General features: G+C 44.7%; 15 protein-coding genes. 11 read left to right on the top strand and 4 right to left on the bottom strand.

Features of this window, described 5'->3' with window-relative positions:
- The first annotated feature begins 278 nt into the window (after positions 1 to 278).
- On the top strand, positions 279 to 1,142 hold the full coding sequence (gene rpoH, locus AAEU32_RS09510; RefSeq protein ID WP_421970291.1) for an RNA polymerase sigma factor RpoH: 864 nt from the start codon (positions 279 to 281) through the stop codon (positions 1,140 to 1,142).
- A 74-nt stretch (positions 1,143 to 1,216) separates the two neighbouring features.
- Here rpoH and ispB read toward each other — a convergent pair whose 3' ends face one another.
- Positions 1,217 to 2,188 (bottom strand): octaprenyl diphosphate synthase, encoded by a 972-nt coding sequence (gene ispB, locus AAEU32_RS09505; RefSeq protein WP_421970290.1) that lies wholly within the window; start codon positions 2,186 to 2,188, stop codon positions 1,217 to 1,219.
- A gap of 343 nt (positions 2,189 to 2,531) precedes the next feature.
- On the opposite strand from ispB, the gene rplU reads away from it, so the two are divergent.
- The 8 genes from rplU (at position 2,532) to AAEU32_RS09465 (ending at position 8,219) form a co-directional block, all read left to right on the top strand.
- On the top strand, positions 2,532 to 2,843 hold the full coding sequence (gene rplU, locus AAEU32_RS09500) for a 50S ribosomal protein L21 (RefSeq protein WP_105199571.1): 312 nt from the start codon (positions 2,532 to 2,534) through the stop codon (positions 2,841 to 2,843).
- Between the two features lie 17 nt (positions 2,844 to 2,860).
- Complete coding sequence (gene rpmA / locus AAEU32_RS09495; protein WP_105188290.1) at positions 2,861 to 3,118, top strand: 50S ribosomal protein L27; 258 nt, start codon at positions 2,861 to 2,863, stop codon at positions 3,116 to 3,118.
- A gap of 151 nt (positions 3,119 to 3,269) precedes the next feature.
- Entirely contained in the window at positions 3,270 to 4,430 is a 1,161-nt protein-coding gene (cgtA, locus tag AAEU32_RS09490; protein WP_421970289.1) for an Obg family GTPase CgtA, read from the top strand.
- A 198-nt stretch (positions 4,431 to 4,628) separates the two neighbouring features.
- Positions 4,629 to 5,108 (top strand): type 3 dihydrofolate reductase, encoded by a 480-nt coding sequence (gene folA, locus AAEU32_RS09485; protein ID WP_421970355.1) that lies wholly within the window; start codon positions 4,629 to 4,631, stop codon positions 5,106 to 5,108.
- A gap of 77 nt (positions 5,109 to 5,185) precedes the next feature.
- Positions 5,186 to 5,560, top strand: coding sequence for a DUF3718 domain-containing protein (locus AAEU32_RS09480; RefSeq protein ID WP_421970288.1), 375 nt, complete (start codon positions 5,186 to 5,188; stop codon positions 5,558 to 5,560).
- Between the two features lie 113 nt (positions 5,561 to 5,673).
- Positions 5,674 to 6,303: a uracil phosphoribosyltransferase gene (upp, locus tag AAEU32_RS09475; protein ID WP_421970287.1), complete on the top strand. Its 630-nt coding sequence runs from the start codon at positions 5,674 to 5,676 to the stop codon at positions 6,301 to 6,303.
- Positions 6,303 to 7,538: a uracil-xanthine permease family protein gene (locus tag AAEU32_RS09470; protein ID WP_421970286.1), complete on the top strand. Its 1,236-nt coding sequence runs from the start codon at positions 6,303 to 6,305 to the stop codon at positions 7,536 to 7,538. The genes upp and AAEU32_RS09470 overlap by 1 nt, the downstream gene beginning before the upstream one ends.
- Before the next feature lie 120 nt (positions 7,539 to 7,658).
- The gene (locus AAEU32_RS09465; RefSeq protein ID WP_421970285.1) at positions 7,659 to 8,219 is read left to right on the top strand and encodes a phosphoribosyltransferase; all 561 of its coding nucleotides are present in this window, start codon (positions 7,659 to 7,661) and stop codon (positions 8,217 to 8,219) included.
- Positions 8,220 to 8,259: 40 nt separating this feature from the next.
- Here AAEU32_RS09465 and AAEU32_RS09460 read toward each other — a convergent pair whose 3' ends face one another.
- Positions 8,260 to 8,910 carry a Crp/Fnr family transcriptional regulator gene (locus AAEU32_RS09460; protein ID WP_421970284.1) on the bottom strand — a complete coding sequence of 217 codons (651 nt, stop codon included), beginning with the start codon at positions 8,908 to 8,910 and terminating at the stop codon, positions 8,260 to 8,262.
- A 263-nt stretch (positions 8,911 to 9,173) separates the two neighbouring features.
- Between AAEU32_RS09460 and AAEU32_RS09455 the strand changes: the two genes are divergently transcribed.
- Positions 9,174 to 9,407: a uroporphyrinogen decarboxylase gene (locus AAEU32_RS09455; protein WP_421970283.1), complete on the top strand. Its 234-nt coding sequence runs from the start codon at positions 9,174 to 9,176 to the stop codon at positions 9,405 to 9,407.
- Here AAEU32_RS09455 and AAEU32_RS09450 read toward each other — a convergent pair.
- Positions 9,377 to 11,044, bottom strand: a complete 1,668-nt coding sequence (locus AAEU32_RS09450; protein ID WP_421970282.1) for an amidohydrolase — start codon at positions 11,042 to 11,044, stop codon at positions 9,377 to 9,379. The genes AAEU32_RS09455 and AAEU32_RS09450 overlap by 31 nt on opposite strands.
- Before the next feature lie 98 nt (positions 11,045 to 11,142).
- Here AAEU32_RS09450 and AAEU32_RS09445 point away from each other — a divergent pair, with 98 nt between their 5' ends.
- Entirely contained in the window at positions 11,143 to 12,174 is a 1,032-nt protein-coding gene (locus AAEU32_RS09445) for an energy transducer TonB (RefSeq protein ID WP_421970281.1), read from the top strand.
- Positions 12,175 to 12,221: 47 nt separating this feature from the next.
- Here the strand turns inward: AAEU32_RS09445 and AAEU32_RS09440 are convergent, their stop codons facing one another.
- Complete coding sequence (locus tag AAEU32_RS09440; protein ID WP_421970280.1) at positions 12,222 to 14,237, bottom strand: methyl-accepting chemotaxis protein; 2,016 nt, start codon at positions 14,235 to 14,237, stop codon at positions 12,222 to 12,224.
- Positions 14,238 to 14,292 lie beyond the last annotated feature (55 nt).

Genomic DNA, 14,292 nt, shown 5'->3' with positions numbered 1-14,292 from the left:
CATGTCGTCTATTCGGTGCGATATCTGACCACATATTGATACCCATTGGTATGACGAAAATAAACGTGAAGAACCCTTATTGGATACAAAATAATTTTTAAATTTATATTTCAATAACACGAATTTGGGTTTTTATTTGTTTATTTTCAGTGAGTTATTTCTTTATTTTGCAGTGCGTAGAACTTCTTGATATGCGTGCAGTCAAAGGTTACAATGCTTTAGCACTCTCACTTAAAGAGTGCTAAATTTGATGAAGAGTAAATCATCCGAGGTAAATAATGAGCACAAATTTTAATGCACTAGCATTGCCGGTTGGCCAACAAAGCGCGAGCATCGAAGGGTACTTGCAAGCGGTTAGCACCATTCCCATGCTCGAGGCCGAGGAAGAGCGCCAATTAGCTACTAGGCTTCAACAAGAAGGTGACTTAGATGCTGCTAAGCAGTTAATCATGTCGCACTTACGTTTTGTTGCACACATCGCTAAAAGTTACAGTGGATATGGTCTGCCGCAAGCTGACTTAATCCAAGAAGGTAACATTGGTTTGATGAAAGCGGTAAAGCGTTTCGACCCAAGTGTCGGTGTACGTCTAGTGTCGTTTGCTGTGCATTGGATTAAAGCTGAAATCCACGAATACGTTCTGAAAAACTGGCGTATTGTTAAAGTGGCGACGACTAAAGCGCAGCGCAAATTATTCTTCAATCTGCGCAAGAATAAAAAGCGTCTTGGTTGGTTTAACCAAGAGGAAGTAACCACAGTAGCTAATGAGCTAGGTGTGAGTGAAAAAGAAGTTCGTGAGATGGAATCGCGCATGAGCGGCCAGGATATGGGCTTTGACTTGACTAACGATGAAGATGATAGCAGCGTGGGTCAAACTTACTCACCCGTTCAGTATCTTACAGATAACAGCTCAGATTTAGCTGAGTCGGTTGAGCAAGAGCAGTGGCAAGAACAGTCTCACGCTCGTTTATTCTCGGCATTAAAAACCTTGGATGAACGCTCGCAGGACATCGTTACCTCGCGTTGGTTGGCGGATGAAAAAGCGACCTTACAAGAGCTAGCACAAAAATACGATGTATCAGCAGAGCGTGTACGCCAGCTAGAGAAAAGCGCAATGAAAAAGCTGCAAAACGCAATGGCGTAAGCTGCTTTTCAACGAATTAAAAAAGGCCAGCATCTGCTGGCCTTTTCTATTTTTAACGCTTGAACGTGTTTTTATTAGTGGTCGCGTTTAACTGCGATATTCGCAAGGGCGATTAACGCTTCTTTTTCATCGCTTGGGGCTAAAAATGACAGTGCCGCAATGGCTTTGTCCGCCTCTTGCTGTGCTCTGTCCATAGTAAACTCAAGTGCTTGTGTATCTTTTAGCGTAGCTAGAATGTCATCGATATACTCTAGACCATTACCTTTTTCAATGGCTGTGCGAATTTGCATTGCTTGTTCTGGCTGCGCTTTTTGCATAGCATAAATCAGCGGCAGAGTGGGTTTACCTTCGGCGAGATCATCACCGATGTTTTTCCCTAGCGTTTGCGCATCGGCGCTGTAATCGAGTACATCATCCACGAGCTGAAAAGCCGTGCCTAAATGCATGCCATACAAGCGCATGGCTTCTTCAACTGTATCGTCTTGCTCAGTGATCACCGCTGCCAATTGCGTAGCAGCCTCAAACAGCTTAGCTGTTTTCGAATAAATTACCTGCATATAGCTTCGCTCAGTGGTATCCGGGTCATTACAGTTCATTAACTGTAATACTTCACCTTCAGCAATAACATTCGTGGCATCCGCAAGGATATCCATAATGCGCATTTGCCCAAGGCCAACCATCAACTGGAATGAGCGGGTATAGATGAAATCGCCAACAAGTACACTGGCCGCATTACCAAACTCGGCGTTAGCAGTGGGTTCACCTCTGCGCAGGGCTGATTCATCGACAACATCGTCATGTAGTAAGGTTGCGGTGTGAATAAACTCAACAATCGTCGCCAAGGTAATATGTTTGTCACCTTGGTAGCCAAGCGCCCTGGCTGCTAACAGAGCTAACATCGGACGCACGCGTTTACCACCGCTATTGACTATATAGAGGCCAAGCTGGTTGACTAGTGCAACGTCTGATTGCATTTGTGCGTATATTAACTTGTTGACGCTGTTCATATCATCAGCGATAAGCGTCTGGATAGCTTTTATATCCATGTAACTCCGTGCCACGTCGATTGTTCGGGGGAATGCGCCGAGAATTGTACATGATTTTTATGTTTTGCTCGACTCTAATCCTTACAAAGCTGTGTTTTTAATGGTTTGGATGAAAAAAAAGCGTTAAGGCCAAATTAATTGCCTAAAAAGTACGTAATGCGCTTGGCAAGCGAGTAAAAAAAGATAAAATAAGGAAAATTTTTTTATGTCCTCATCGGCGCCAGTTTTTCAAATAAATAATTGAAAAATACGCTTGTCAAGACGGGTGTTTTAGCGTAGACTTCGCGCCCTATTGAAGAATATTTAGTTGCGTCGATTTGAGGGCGCACAGACGGAGTTAATTATGTACGCGGTTTTCCAAAGTGGTGGTAAACAGCACCGTGTGACTGAAGGTCAAACGATTCGTCTAGAGAAACTAGACGTTGAAACTGGTGCAGCAGTTGAATTTGACACAGTACTTTTAGTTGCTAATGGTGAGAAAATCGAGATCGGTACGCCGTTCGTAAACGGTGGTAAAGTTACAGCTGAGGTTGTTTCTCACGGTCGTGGCGAGAAAGTGAAGATTGTTAAATTCAGACGTCGTAAGCATTCTCGTAAGCAGATGGGCCACCGTCAGTGGTTCACTGAAGTTAAAATCACTGGCATTAGCGCTTAATTTAGAGGTACAGAAAGATGGCACATAAGAAGGCAGCTGGTAGTACTCGTAACGGTCGTGATTCAGAAAGCAAACGCCTAGGTGTTAAGCGTTTTGGCGGTGAATCTGTTCTAGCGGGTAACATCATTGTACGTCAACGTGGTACTAAGTTCCACGCTGGCTCAAACGTAGGTATGGGTAAAGACCACACTCTATTTGCTACTGCAAATGGTAAAGTTCAGTTTGAACAGAAAGGTCCTTTAAACCGTAAATACGTGAGCATCGTAGCTGAGTAATCAGTTAACAGACTTACTGAAAAACCCCGCACATGCGGGGTTTTTTGTTTTCAATTGCATAATGTACACGAAGTACATAGTTCCTGAGCATTAATGCAAAGCAATTGATATAATAGAAACATTCAATCGCAGATCCGCTAAGTGAATAATCATGAAATTTGTTGATGAAGTCGAAATCCGCGCAGAAGCCGGTGACGGTGGCAGTGGTGTTGTCTCTTTCCGACGCGAAAAATACGTACCCGACGGCGGCCCGGATGGCGGCGACGGCGGTGACGGCGGCAGTGTCTACCTTGAGGCAGACGAAAACCTTAATACCCTAATTGACTATCAATTTGAACGTTTCCATCGCGCAGAGCGAGGAACCAATGGTCAAAGCCGCAACTGTACAGGTAAAAAAGGTACGGACTTAGTTCTCAAAGTGCCTGTGGGTACCCGCGTAACAGATGTTGACACCCAAGAGAGCTTAGGTGATTTAACTAAGCATGGGCAGAAACTTATTGTTGCAAAAGGTGGTTTCCACGGCTTAGGGAACACCCGTTTTAAATCAAGTACTAACCGCGCACCACGTCAAAAGACATTGGGTACACCGGGTGAAGTCCGTAATTTAAAACTAGAGCTCATGTTGCTTGCTGATGTGGGCTTACTGGGTTTGCCAAATGCAGGTAAGTCGACCTTTATTCGCAGCGTATCTGCGGCAAAGCCTAAAGTAGCTGACTATCCATTTACTACCTTGGTGCCAAACCTAGGTGTAGTGCGCCCAGCGTCAGGTCAGTCATTTGTTATTGCTGACATTCCAGGATTGATTGAAGGCGCTTCTGATGGTGCCGGTCTAGGTATTCGCTTCTTGAAGCACTTAGAGCGCTGTCGTGTATTGCTGCACATTATTGACGTATTGCCAGTTGATGGTTCAGATCCGGTTGATAACGCTTTTGCGATTATTAACGAACTGCATCAATACAGTCCGAAGCTTGCTGATAAACCGCGTTGGTTAGTGTTCAATAAAATTGATCTTCTTCCACAAGATGAAGTAGAAGAGATTTGCGCGCGTATCGCACAAGAGTTGGGTGTCGAGCAGGATATCTACAAGATCAGTGCGGCAAGTAAGCTCAATACCCAAGAGCTTTGTCAGGACATCATGCAACTGCTGGAGTCGATGCCAAAAGACAAGTTTGAACAGCATCAAGAAAAAGAAGAAGTTGAATTTAAGTGGGATACGTATCATCGTAATGCCACAAAAGACACTGACAGTGATGATGACTGGGACGATTGGGATGATGACGATTACGATGTCGAAATCATCTACGAGCGATAAATCGTAGACAAAAAGGGCGCTAGCGCCCTTTTTTAATGCCTCAAACTCGATTACACAAATGTCGTTAAGCGATTCCCACATATATAGATATCTGTGTTAAATTTGCCTTAATAATCTTATAAATAATGGCTTTTTTTAGGTACTGGTTGCGCCCGCCTCAAATTAGCTAATAAAAGGAACTCTGTAGTGAAAATTTCAATGATTGCCGCGATGGCGCATGACCGTGTTATTGGTAAAGACAACGACATGCCTTGGCATCTTCCTGCCGACTTAAAACACTTTAAAGAAGTAACATTAGGCAAGCCAGTTATTATGGGACGTAAAACCCTTGAGTCTATTGGCAGAGCATTACCTGGACGTAAAAACATTGTGATTAGCCGAAATATTGACTATACGTTTGAAGGTGCGCATACCGTTTCCTCTGTGCAACAAGCGCTTGACTTGGTGAGTGCTGAAGAGGAAGTGATGATCATTGGCGGCGGCAATATTTACGAGCAGTGCTTGCCAATTTCTAATACTTTATACTTAACATTTATTGACCTGGATGTCGGTGGCGATACTCGGTTTCCCGATTATGAATCCATGGGGCCATGGGAGTGTATAAGTCGGGAGAGTCATGAAAAGGATGAAAAAAATCCTCATGATTACGAATTCGTTACGCTTCGTAAAATAGTGTGACCTAATTGCTAATTGGTGCTCTTATTGGTAAACTATTTATCTACTTTGTAATGAAAAAGTATTAAAGGGTGCAACAAATGAAAGTATTAACCATGGCAACCGTTGGCGCAGTGTTAGCTGGCGGCTTATTTTACTCAGCTCCAGCGAGCGCTGATGACCGTCTTATAGTAAGTATCTGTGAATATATTGCCGCAGACAACAAAACCCGTCTACGTAAGACAGTAAAAGATGCACGCGTTAAATTACGTGATATCGCTGATAGAATCCAATGTGACGGTAACAACCTAGTGCGTCATGCACTAGCGAGTAACGCTGTTGATACTGGTGAATACATCATTAAAAGCTTACCAAAAAGCGCCCTTGAAGATGGTGCTGACTTAGAGTGGGCTAACAGCAACGGCTTTGGCGGCTCACCTTTGATTGCTGTTATTAAAGACCGCGCAGGCCTTTAATCACCGATTTTGATGAAAAACCACGGTTATTTACCGTGGTTTTTTGTTATTTGTAATTCAGTTCCCGCCCTATACTAGTTAAAATAGCGCAAATTTTTTAACTAGGTCTTTCTATGGCAATTCATGTAATTGATCACCCTTTAGTACAACACAAACTAGGTTTGATGCGTGAGCACGGTATTAGCACGAAAAGTTTTCGTGAACTAGCTTCCGAGGTAGGCACTTTACTTACTTATGAAGCAACTAAAAACCTTGAACTCGCAGACACTACAATCACTGGCTGGCAAGGAGATGAGCTGACGGTAAAAAGTATCAAAGGGAAGAAAATTACGGTAGTGCCTATTTTACGTGCAGGCTTAGGAATGCTTGATGGTGTTATGCACCTTATTCCTGGAGCTAAAGTGAGCGTTGTTGGCTTAGAGCGTAATGAAGAAACTCTTGAGCCAGTGCCTTATTTTGAAAAATTAGTAGGCAATATCGACGAGCGTTTAGGTCTGGTTATTGACCCTATGCTAGCGACTGGCGGTTCAATGATCGCAACCTTGGATATGCTTAAAAAAGCAGGCTGTAAGAAAATTAAAGTGATTGTGCTGGTAGCCGCTCCTGAAGGTGTTGAGAAAACACTTGCTGCACATCCAGATATTGATATTTACACAGCCTCTTTAGACAGCCACCTCAATGAAAAAGGATACATAGTGCCAGGACTAGGCGATGCGGGCGATAAAATATTTGGTACCGTATAATGAGCGCTACTTTTTCTCCTAAAACCATTTTAACCGGTGCGCAAATGCTGTTTGTAGCGTTTGGCGCACTCGTTCTTGTGCCATTGCTGACTGGTTTAGATGCGAATGTAGCTTTATTTACGGCGGGCGCTGGGACGTTAGCATTCCAATTAATTACTCGCGGCCAAGTACCCGTCTTTTTAGCATCTTCGTTTGCCTTTATCGCTCCTATTATCGCCTGTAACCAGCTCTATGGTGTTAATGCCACAATGGGGGCGTTAATGGCTGCAGGTGGCGCATATATGCTTCTGAGCATTCTGGTGCGCCTAAAAGGCACAGACATGTTACATCGTGTACTGCCACCTGTAGTTGTAGGCCCTGTGATCATGGTAATAGGTTTGGCGTTAGCACCTGTTGCAGTGAACATGGCGATGGGTAAAAGTGGTGATGGTAGCGCGCAATTAGTTGCTTATGACAAAGCTCTGTGGATCTCAATGCTGGCCTTAGGTGCAACTTTATTAACGGCAGTGTTCGGTAAAGGAGTGTGGCGCTTAGTACCTATTCTAGCAGGCGTATTTGTCGGTTATGTGACGGCTCTTGTGCTGGGTGTCGTTGAGTTTGGTGCCGTGCAGCAAGCATCTTGGGTCGCTGCGCCATCATTTATCAGTCCAGAGTTCAAATGGCAGGCTGTGGCATTTATGATCCCCGTAGCGGTTGCTCCTGCGATTGAACATATCGGCGACATGATGGCTATTAGCCAAGTAACAGGTAAAGACTTCTTGAAAAAACCTGGCTTACATCGCACCTTGATGGGTGATGGTGTGGCAACCACATTGGCAGCGAGTGTGGGCGGGCCTCCTAATACTACTTATTCAGAGGTAACGGGAGCCGTGATGCTCACCAAAAACTTTAATCCAAAAGTGATGATGTGGACAGCGATTATCGCAATTGTACTGGCATTTGTGGGTAAAATGGGCGCCGTGCTGCAGACAATCCCTGTGCCTGTTATGGGTGGTATCATGATATTGTTGTTTGGTTCTATCGCTGTTGTGGGATTAAAAACCTTGCTTAAAGCGCACCTTGATGTCAGTGAGCCTAGAAACCTTGTAATCATCGCATTGATTTTGGTGTTGGGTATCGGTGGCATGCAAATCGGTGGCAATGAGTTTGCGCTTCAAGGCGTCAGTCTTTGTGCTATTTTTGGTATTTTGCTTAATCTAATTCTGCCGCAACCTGAGCAAGAAACTCAGAGCTAAGTGTAAAGCAGTAGAGTATTTAGTTCATAAATAAGGTAAGATCTGCCGCCTTTCGACCCTGTTGATGGCGGCATTGATCATACAGGCCCATCAGCCAAGTTTAATATTAGGGGTAATCCTATGTCAGATAAGCGTTTTATTACCGCGCAACAGCTACTTGAAGACTCATTTCGTTTAGCAGCGCAAGTATACGACGATGGTTTTCGTCCAGACTTTATTATCGGTATTTGGCGTGGTGGAGCACCGATAGGTATCGCGGTGCAAGAGTATTATGACTTCAAAGGCATTGATACAGACCATATTGCAGTGCGTACATCGTCTTATTACGGCATCGGTAAGCAATCAAAAGAAATCAAAGTACATGGTTTGCATTACATCGTTGAAAACGCCAATGCTGGCGATTCATTATTGATTGTGGATGATGTTTTTGATTCAGGTCGCAGTATTTATGCGCTCAAAGAAAAACTAGGTGAGCTAATGCGTTTGAATCTGCCAAAAGATATCCGTGTGGCGTGCCCTTATTACAAGCCCGCCAATAAGAAGGTGCCTATGGAACCTGACTATTATATTCACAATTCGGATGAGTGGTTGGTATTCCCGCATGAACTGTCGGGTTTAACACCGCAAGAGTTGCATGAAGGCAAATCAGACTTAGCAAACATTAAAGACTTGTTGGTATAACCGGTCTTAAAAGCAAAAAAAGCAGCGTAAGCTGCTTTTTTTATGTGAAACTTTCAACAAACTCGCTCAATGCATCTTCATTAACGGTTTGCAAACCATCTTTGGAGCGCACGATAAACCCTTTATCGACTAATTCTGTGACGACTCTGCGATAGGCGCGCTCAGTGGTAGCAAAGCGCTCAGCCTCAGCACTGACAGTCGGGTAAGCGCGAAGTAGAGTAGGATTCGTATTTTGGGCGCGCATTAAACAGTCTTTGGCGATGTTGTAACTAAGCGGTAGTAGCAGTTTATCCAAATTGACCTTTTGATTTTCTTGGAACTTGGCCGCAATTGTTTGCGCTGTGTACAAGCTCAATTGAGGGTTCTCCAGCAGCACCTGACGCCAATGTTTAAGTTCAATGAGGTTGTAACTTACATCGCTGAAACAGGTCACTGTATAAATACAAGGCTGGTTGTTCAGTGCCTCAATTTCGCCTATTAGGGTGTTATTACAATCGAGTTGGCCAAGCAATAGTCTGCGGCCATTACCAACATCGTAACTGAAAGACACTGTTCCACTGCGTACGAGCACAAGTTTTTGTAGTGGCTGATCTTGGTGCAAAAGCACTTCTTTTCTTTGTTGTTGGTAATCGCTACCAGCGAACTGGAGAAGTTGCTCAACCAAGTCGGTGGAAAAATGATACTGAAACATTGTCAAACCCTGCTGGGACAATTGTCCTTTAAGTTACAAGCACATAAGCGCTAGCATAAAATTCTAGCGTGTTTTTATGCCAATTCGCACAATCCTACTAGGCTTTGGATAAGATTGAACTTTCCCGTGTTTATTGTCTCGGTTTATTGCCTTGTGGTGCGAATTGGCTTTTTTATTATTTGGCTACAGCGCCCTAACAACAGAGTATAACCCGTTAAGGCGTACAGCACATCAATGCTAACTGAAAGAGTAGGAGAGAACAAATGGGATGGGAATATTTAGGCTACCTAGCCTCAGCTCTACTGGTTGTCTCTTTAACGATGAGTGATGTGTATAAGTTGCGCTGGTTTAACTTGCTGGGCTGCATCGCCTTTACCATGTATGGCGCAGCGATAGAGGCTTGGCCTGTAGCGTTAACCAATGCGTTATTAGCATTGGTTAACATGTATCACCTACATAAACTGCGTCATTCGCGCGAGGATTCTTCGCGCTCATAACGTTTTTCGCCCGCTAGCCAGGTTTGAAGCACTTGGGTTTGCCATACTTTTTGTACAGGTGCACTCATGACATCCGTATCGATAAGAATGAAGTCTGCCCACTTACCTTTTTCTAAGCTGCCCAATTTGAATTCTTGGTGTGCGCTGTAGGCTGCATCAAGAGTAAACGCATGCAGTGCTTGCTCACGCGTGAGTAGCTCTTGTGGGCGCCAGCCGGCCTCTGGTTGTCCTCGATGATCTTGTCGAGTGATAGCGCTGTACAGACCATGAAACGGATTAGCCAGTTCAACAGGGAAATCTGAACCTGCAGCTACTTTTGACCTCTGCTGTAAGAACGTTTGCCATGCATAAGCTCCTTCAAGTTGTTTTTCGTCAAGGCGTTGCGTTGCCATGTGCATGTCTGATGTGGCGTGCACAGGTTGCATTGAAGGTATGATTTTCAGCTCTTTAAAGCGTGTAATATCCGACGGTTCTACGATTTGCGCATGCTCTATGCGGTTGCGTAGCAGTTTACCGCCTGTGCTTTTGAATACACTCTCATATGCATCAAGCACTTCACGATTAGCTCTATCACCAATGGCGTGAGTATGTGCAGAAAAGCCATGCTTAAAGCACAATTTAAATATTTCCTGCAGTTGCTCCTGAGTCTCTAGCATTAAGCCGCGGTGACCTTTTCTGTCTGCGTAATCTTCGAGCAGGGCTGCGCCACGAGAACCTAATGCACCGTCGGCATATACTTTCACGCTGCGAATAGACAGCATATCTTGCTTGTCGAGTACCTTTCCTGCTTTGAGCATAGTTTCGAGCTGTGGGTCTGCGGCACTCAGCATCGCGTAAATGCGCACAGGTAAGCTACCTTGCTCGGCGCGCTGTTTGTAAACGTGCCATGTATCGAAGTCAATGCCTGCATCGTGGGCACCTGTGATCCCCAAACTGAGTAAGTGCTCACCTGCTTTGTCTAAAGCGAGTGACAGCTCCTTTTGTGAAGATTTAGGGATAGAGTTAGTGATGAGCTGCTCTGCTTTATCAATAAAGACGCCGCTTGGTTGGCCTTGTTCGTCATAAATGATTTCACCGCCTTCAGGGCTCATTACTTGTGCTTTAAACCCAGCTAATTCCATAGCCTTAGTATTCACCCAAATGGCGTGACCATCGATGCGCGAGAGCACAACAGGTCTATCGCTGACGTATTTATCAAGGTCTTTTGCGGTAGCAAATTCTTTTACAGGCCAATTTTCTTGGTTCCAGCCCCGACCAATAATCCATTGTTGCTCTGACTGCGCAGCAAACGCTTTGAGCTTTTCACCGATTTCTTCAACTGATGAGGTGTCACGTAAATCTAAACGCATGAGATTTTGACCAAGGCCAATGATGTGGCCATGAGCATCAATTAGTCCTGGCAGCATGACTTTGCCTTGGCCATCAATCACAGTGGCATCTGGATAGCTTGCAACAATGTCATTGGCGCCGAGGTTAACAACGCGACCATCTTTAAATGCCAGAGCCGAAAATTTACTGACATTACCATTGTGCGTTGGTGTGTACCCCTTTATATTATGCACCACTGTGGTATTGGCCAACGTTGATAAAGGCGTGATGGCGGCCGCCATAATAAAAGCCAAAAGCTTGTTTTTCATATTGTTATCCTTTTGATCAAGCTTCAATGAGAGTAGCAAATATAAAGGCTAATGGACAAATAAGTTGGGACAGGGAACAAGGATAGAGGTTAAGTTACATGATAAAAAACTGCATCATTAGGGTGTTAGCTGCGCTGGTCATATATACAACACCAAGCTTTGCGTTAGAGGTAGTCGATACCAAGCTGGCGCGCAGCTGGCCAATAAAGCCAAGCGATACAACCGATGGTTCACGACAAGAAAGTTGGGCTAATGTGTCTTATGTTGTAAATACGCAGGGCAAGATCGAACAGATAGAAGTGCTGTCGCACTCAGATGTGGTGTTTGATAGCGATTATCTTGCGCGTTTATTGCAAGCCCGAGAGTATGAACCAGCCTACATCGACAATAAGCCCGTGCCCAGCGCTAAGAATGACATCGTGTTTATGGAAAAGCTGTTCAATGGTTTTGATAATGACACCATAAAGCGTGGCTTTATGCGCTTAGCACACGAGTTCAGTGACGCAATAACACGCAAAGACATGGATAGCGCACAGCAGAAACTTGCAGAGCTGCGTGAATACACCAAGAACAATACCGAGCAAGCCTTAAGCCATTGGTATAACAGCCAGTACTATTTTTTCAAACAAGATTGGCAGCAATACCAGCATCATTTACTCAGCGCGTTTGCGTTACAAAAGAAGTTACCGACAGAGTTTCGAATTGATTTACTGCAAAATACCGTGAGTTGGTTTATGTATACCCACGAGTATGCCAATGCGCTGGGGGCCATCGATGCCTATCGCTCTTTAGTGGACGTAAATATGGATGCTGCGGTAGTAAAAGAGGCGATGGCACAAGTGGTTAGCACCTTGGAGCAACATTCGCACATTACCTATCAGTATACAATGGCGCCATCTGAAGCTCGCCTTGTGGCTATGAGTCGAGAGCGTACGGTGATCTCCACTCAAGCACCCCTTAGCAAAGCGCAGTTACGGTGTAATTATGCAGTGATTGATATACCTATGAATGAGCAAGGGGAGTATGACATTACCCAATTAAGTTCACGGGGTCAGTGTGCTTTTCTGTTGCGCAGTGACATTAGGCAGAAAGTCAAAATCGTCCAAAGTGGCCATAGTCACCTTTTATAATGAAACAGCCATAAAAAAGGCCGCTTAACGCGGCCTTTGTTGTACTTTTAAACTCTAAATCTATCAACAGATAAACGCAATTCTTCGGCTAGCTTCGCCACCTCAGAACTTGATTCAGAGGTTTGATTCGCACCTTCCGCCGTCTGCTCGGCGATCGCTACGATTTGCTCTAAGCGCTCACTGATTTCTTGTGACACTTGATGCTGCTCCATCGCTGCTGAGGATATTTGCTCACTCACGTCGTGGGCTGCCGCAACGGCTCCAGTAATTGAGTCAAGGGCCGCGCTGGCGTGCTCTGTTTGCTCAACACATGACTCCGCCTGCTGACGACCTTTTGACATCGCTTCTACCGCTGCCTGAGCACCATTTTGTAGCGATGCAATCATGTTTTGGATTTCTTGAGTCGACTCTTGAGTCTTACTTGCAAGTGAACGGACTTCATCGGCTACGACCGCGAAGCCACGGCCTTGCTCGCCCGCACGTGCTGCCTCAATCGCCGCATTAAGCGCAAGTAAGTTAGTTTGCTCTGCAATGCCTCGGATCACATCAAGGATGCCACCAATTGACGCACTGTCTTGGTGTAGCTGGTTAATTACTTGAGAGGCATTGTCTACTTCTACTGCAAGCTGTTCAATGGTTGCCTTGTTCTGGTTTGAAATGCCTTTAACACGGTTCGCTTCGCTGTCAGCATTTTTAATCTCACTCAATGCCAGTTGCGCACTGTCATTCACTGCTTGCGATGTGCTGCTCATTTCTGTCGTTGCTGTTGCTGCTTGCTCTACTTGTGCACGCTGCGACTGGATAGCTTGGCTAGACTCAGTGGTAATCGTCGATGTTTGCTCCGAAGCAGCGGCTAGCTGTGTAGAGCGAGAGATAATGCCCTGAATAAGAGAGCGAAGGCTATCGATTACAGTATTACAACTTTTCGCAAGCTCACCAAATTCATCGTGAGCGCTGTCGTCTAGACGCTGGGTCATATCGCCAGATGCAACAATGTTTAATATCTGATTGACTTCACTCAATGGCTTGGTGATTCGGTTTACGGTAAACAAGGCCACAATCACGGCGATAATAGTCGCCACTATCATGCCAAGCCAAGTCCATAAGTTCGCTTTATCAACGTCATTACGCACCGCCTGCTGTTGCGTGAAAGCAAGTTCGTTTACTTGTGAAACTAATTTGGTTAATGACTCGATTGCTTGCGCATTAATTTGTTCAGCTTTCGCTAAATTCTCTTTAGTTTGCGCTAGGGTGTTGAGCAAGCTTGCTTGGTTATTTGCAAGAGATTGTGAGCCTTTCACATTCTTGGAAATACTCGCAACGTAATCGTTTAAATTAGACAGTAATTCATCATCTTTGCTTTGCACCGCAGGGGAAATGAGTTCCATGGAACGCTCCAACTCGCCTAAATAGAAAAGCTGGTCGTTCTTGATGATCTCAAGTGTTTGAGAGGAATTTACGTTTAACAGGTCACTGCTGGTGGTTGCAATTGAAGTAAGGGTATTTTCAAGCTGCAATACGGCCTGATAAGCGCGCGAGTCATCATCTTCTAAACCATCTAGGTCTGAGATATCGAGCGTTACTGAAATTGCATCTTCTACGTTCAAATCTATCGTGTCGAATTGCTCGCTGAGGGTTGAGCGTAAACTCAAAGCGCGCTGTTTATTTTCGAATAATTGGCCGACTTGTGGTTCAAACTCTTCATATTCGCTTTGCACTACATCGGCCTGCTTCGCAAGTTCTGGTTCATTGCTGACGACATCCTTTAGTGCAGACATCGATTTACTGAACTTGTTTTGCTGCTCTACATATGCGCTCTTCAGAGCTTCGAGCTCCGCTTTATTGTCACTGTAGAATGCGCCTAAGGCAGATTTACTCATTAAGGTAAATTCTACTTGAAGCTCTGAACTTTTATCTAATGCTGGCAATGAAAGCTGGGTAACGCTTTGTGTCGAGTTATCAATATTTGCGATTCGCAGGAGTGAATTGCCACCAATGATGAGCAAGAGGAGGGTGATACAAATGAATCCACCCCAAATACGTTGACGTACAGTAAGCTTCATAGAAGTTCCTAACTACTTATAATTACAATAACTTATCGACCAAGGCGCGAAGAAG

Origin of the sequence: Pseudoalteromonas maris, from assembly GCF_049257235.1 — a bacterium.
Taxonomy (GTDB): Bacteria; Pseudomonadota; Gammaproteobacteria; order Enterobacterales; family Alteromonadaceae; genus Pseudoalteromonas.
Note: the sequence above shows the minus strand (reverse complement) of the source record. Positions and strands in the feature narration are given on the sequence as shown.

Coding starts and splice junctions, on each gene's coding strand:
- AAEU32_RS09465 (WP_421970285.1), top strand. CDS start 7,659: ATGTCAGATAAGCGTTTTATTACCGCGCAACAGCTACTTGAAGACTCA.
- rpmA (WP_105188290.1), top strand. CDS start 2,861: ATGGCACATAAGAAGGCAGCTGGTAGTACTCGTAACGGTCGTGATTCA.
- rpoH (WP_421970291.1), top strand. CDS start 279: ATGAGCACAAATTTTAATGCACTAGCATTGCCGGTTGGCCAACAAAGC.
- AAEU32_RS09445 (WP_421970281.1), top strand. CDS start 11,143: ATGATAAAAAACTGCATCATTAGGGTGTTAGCTGCGCTGGTCATATAT.
- folA (WP_421970355.1), top strand. CDS start 4,629: ATGATTGCCGCGATGGCGCATGACCGTGTTATTGGTAAAGACAACGAC.
- ispB (WP_421970290.1), bottom strand. CDS start 2,188: ATGGATATAAAAGCTATCCAGACGCTTATCGCTGATGATATGAACAGC.
- upp (WP_421970287.1), top strand. CDS start 5,674: ATGGCAATTCATGTAATTGATCACCCTTTAGTACAACACAAACTAGGT.
- AAEU32_RS09440 (WP_421970280.1), bottom strand. CDS start 14,237: ATGAAGCTTACTGTACGTCAACGTATTTGGGGTGGATTCATTTGTATC.
- cgtA (WP_421970289.1), top strand. CDS start 3,270: ATGAAATTTGTTGATGAAGTCGAAATCCGCGCAGAAGCCGGTGACGGT.
- AAEU32_RS09455 (WP_421970283.1), top strand. CDS start 9,174: ATGGGATGGGAATATTTAGGCTACCTAGCCTCAGCTCTACTGGTTGTC.
- AAEU32_RS09470 (WP_421970286.1), top strand. CDS start 6,303: ATGAGCGCTACTTTTTCTCCTAAAACCATTTTAACCGGTGCGCAAATG.
- AAEU32_RS09480 (WP_421970288.1), top strand. CDS start 5,186: ATGAAAGTATTAACCATGGCAACCGTTGGCGCAGTGTTAGCTGGCGGC.
- rplU (WP_105199571.1), top strand. CDS start 2,532: ATGTACGCGGTTTTCCAAAGTGGTGGTAAACAGCACCGTGTGACTGAA.
- AAEU32_RS09460 (WP_421970284.1), bottom strand. CDS start 8,910: ATGTTTCAGTATCATTTTTCCACCGACTTGGTTGAGCAACTTCTCCAG.
- AAEU32_RS09450 (WP_421970282.1), bottom strand. CDS start 11,044: ATGAAAAACAAGCTTTTGGCTTTTATTATGGCGGCCGCCATCACGCCT.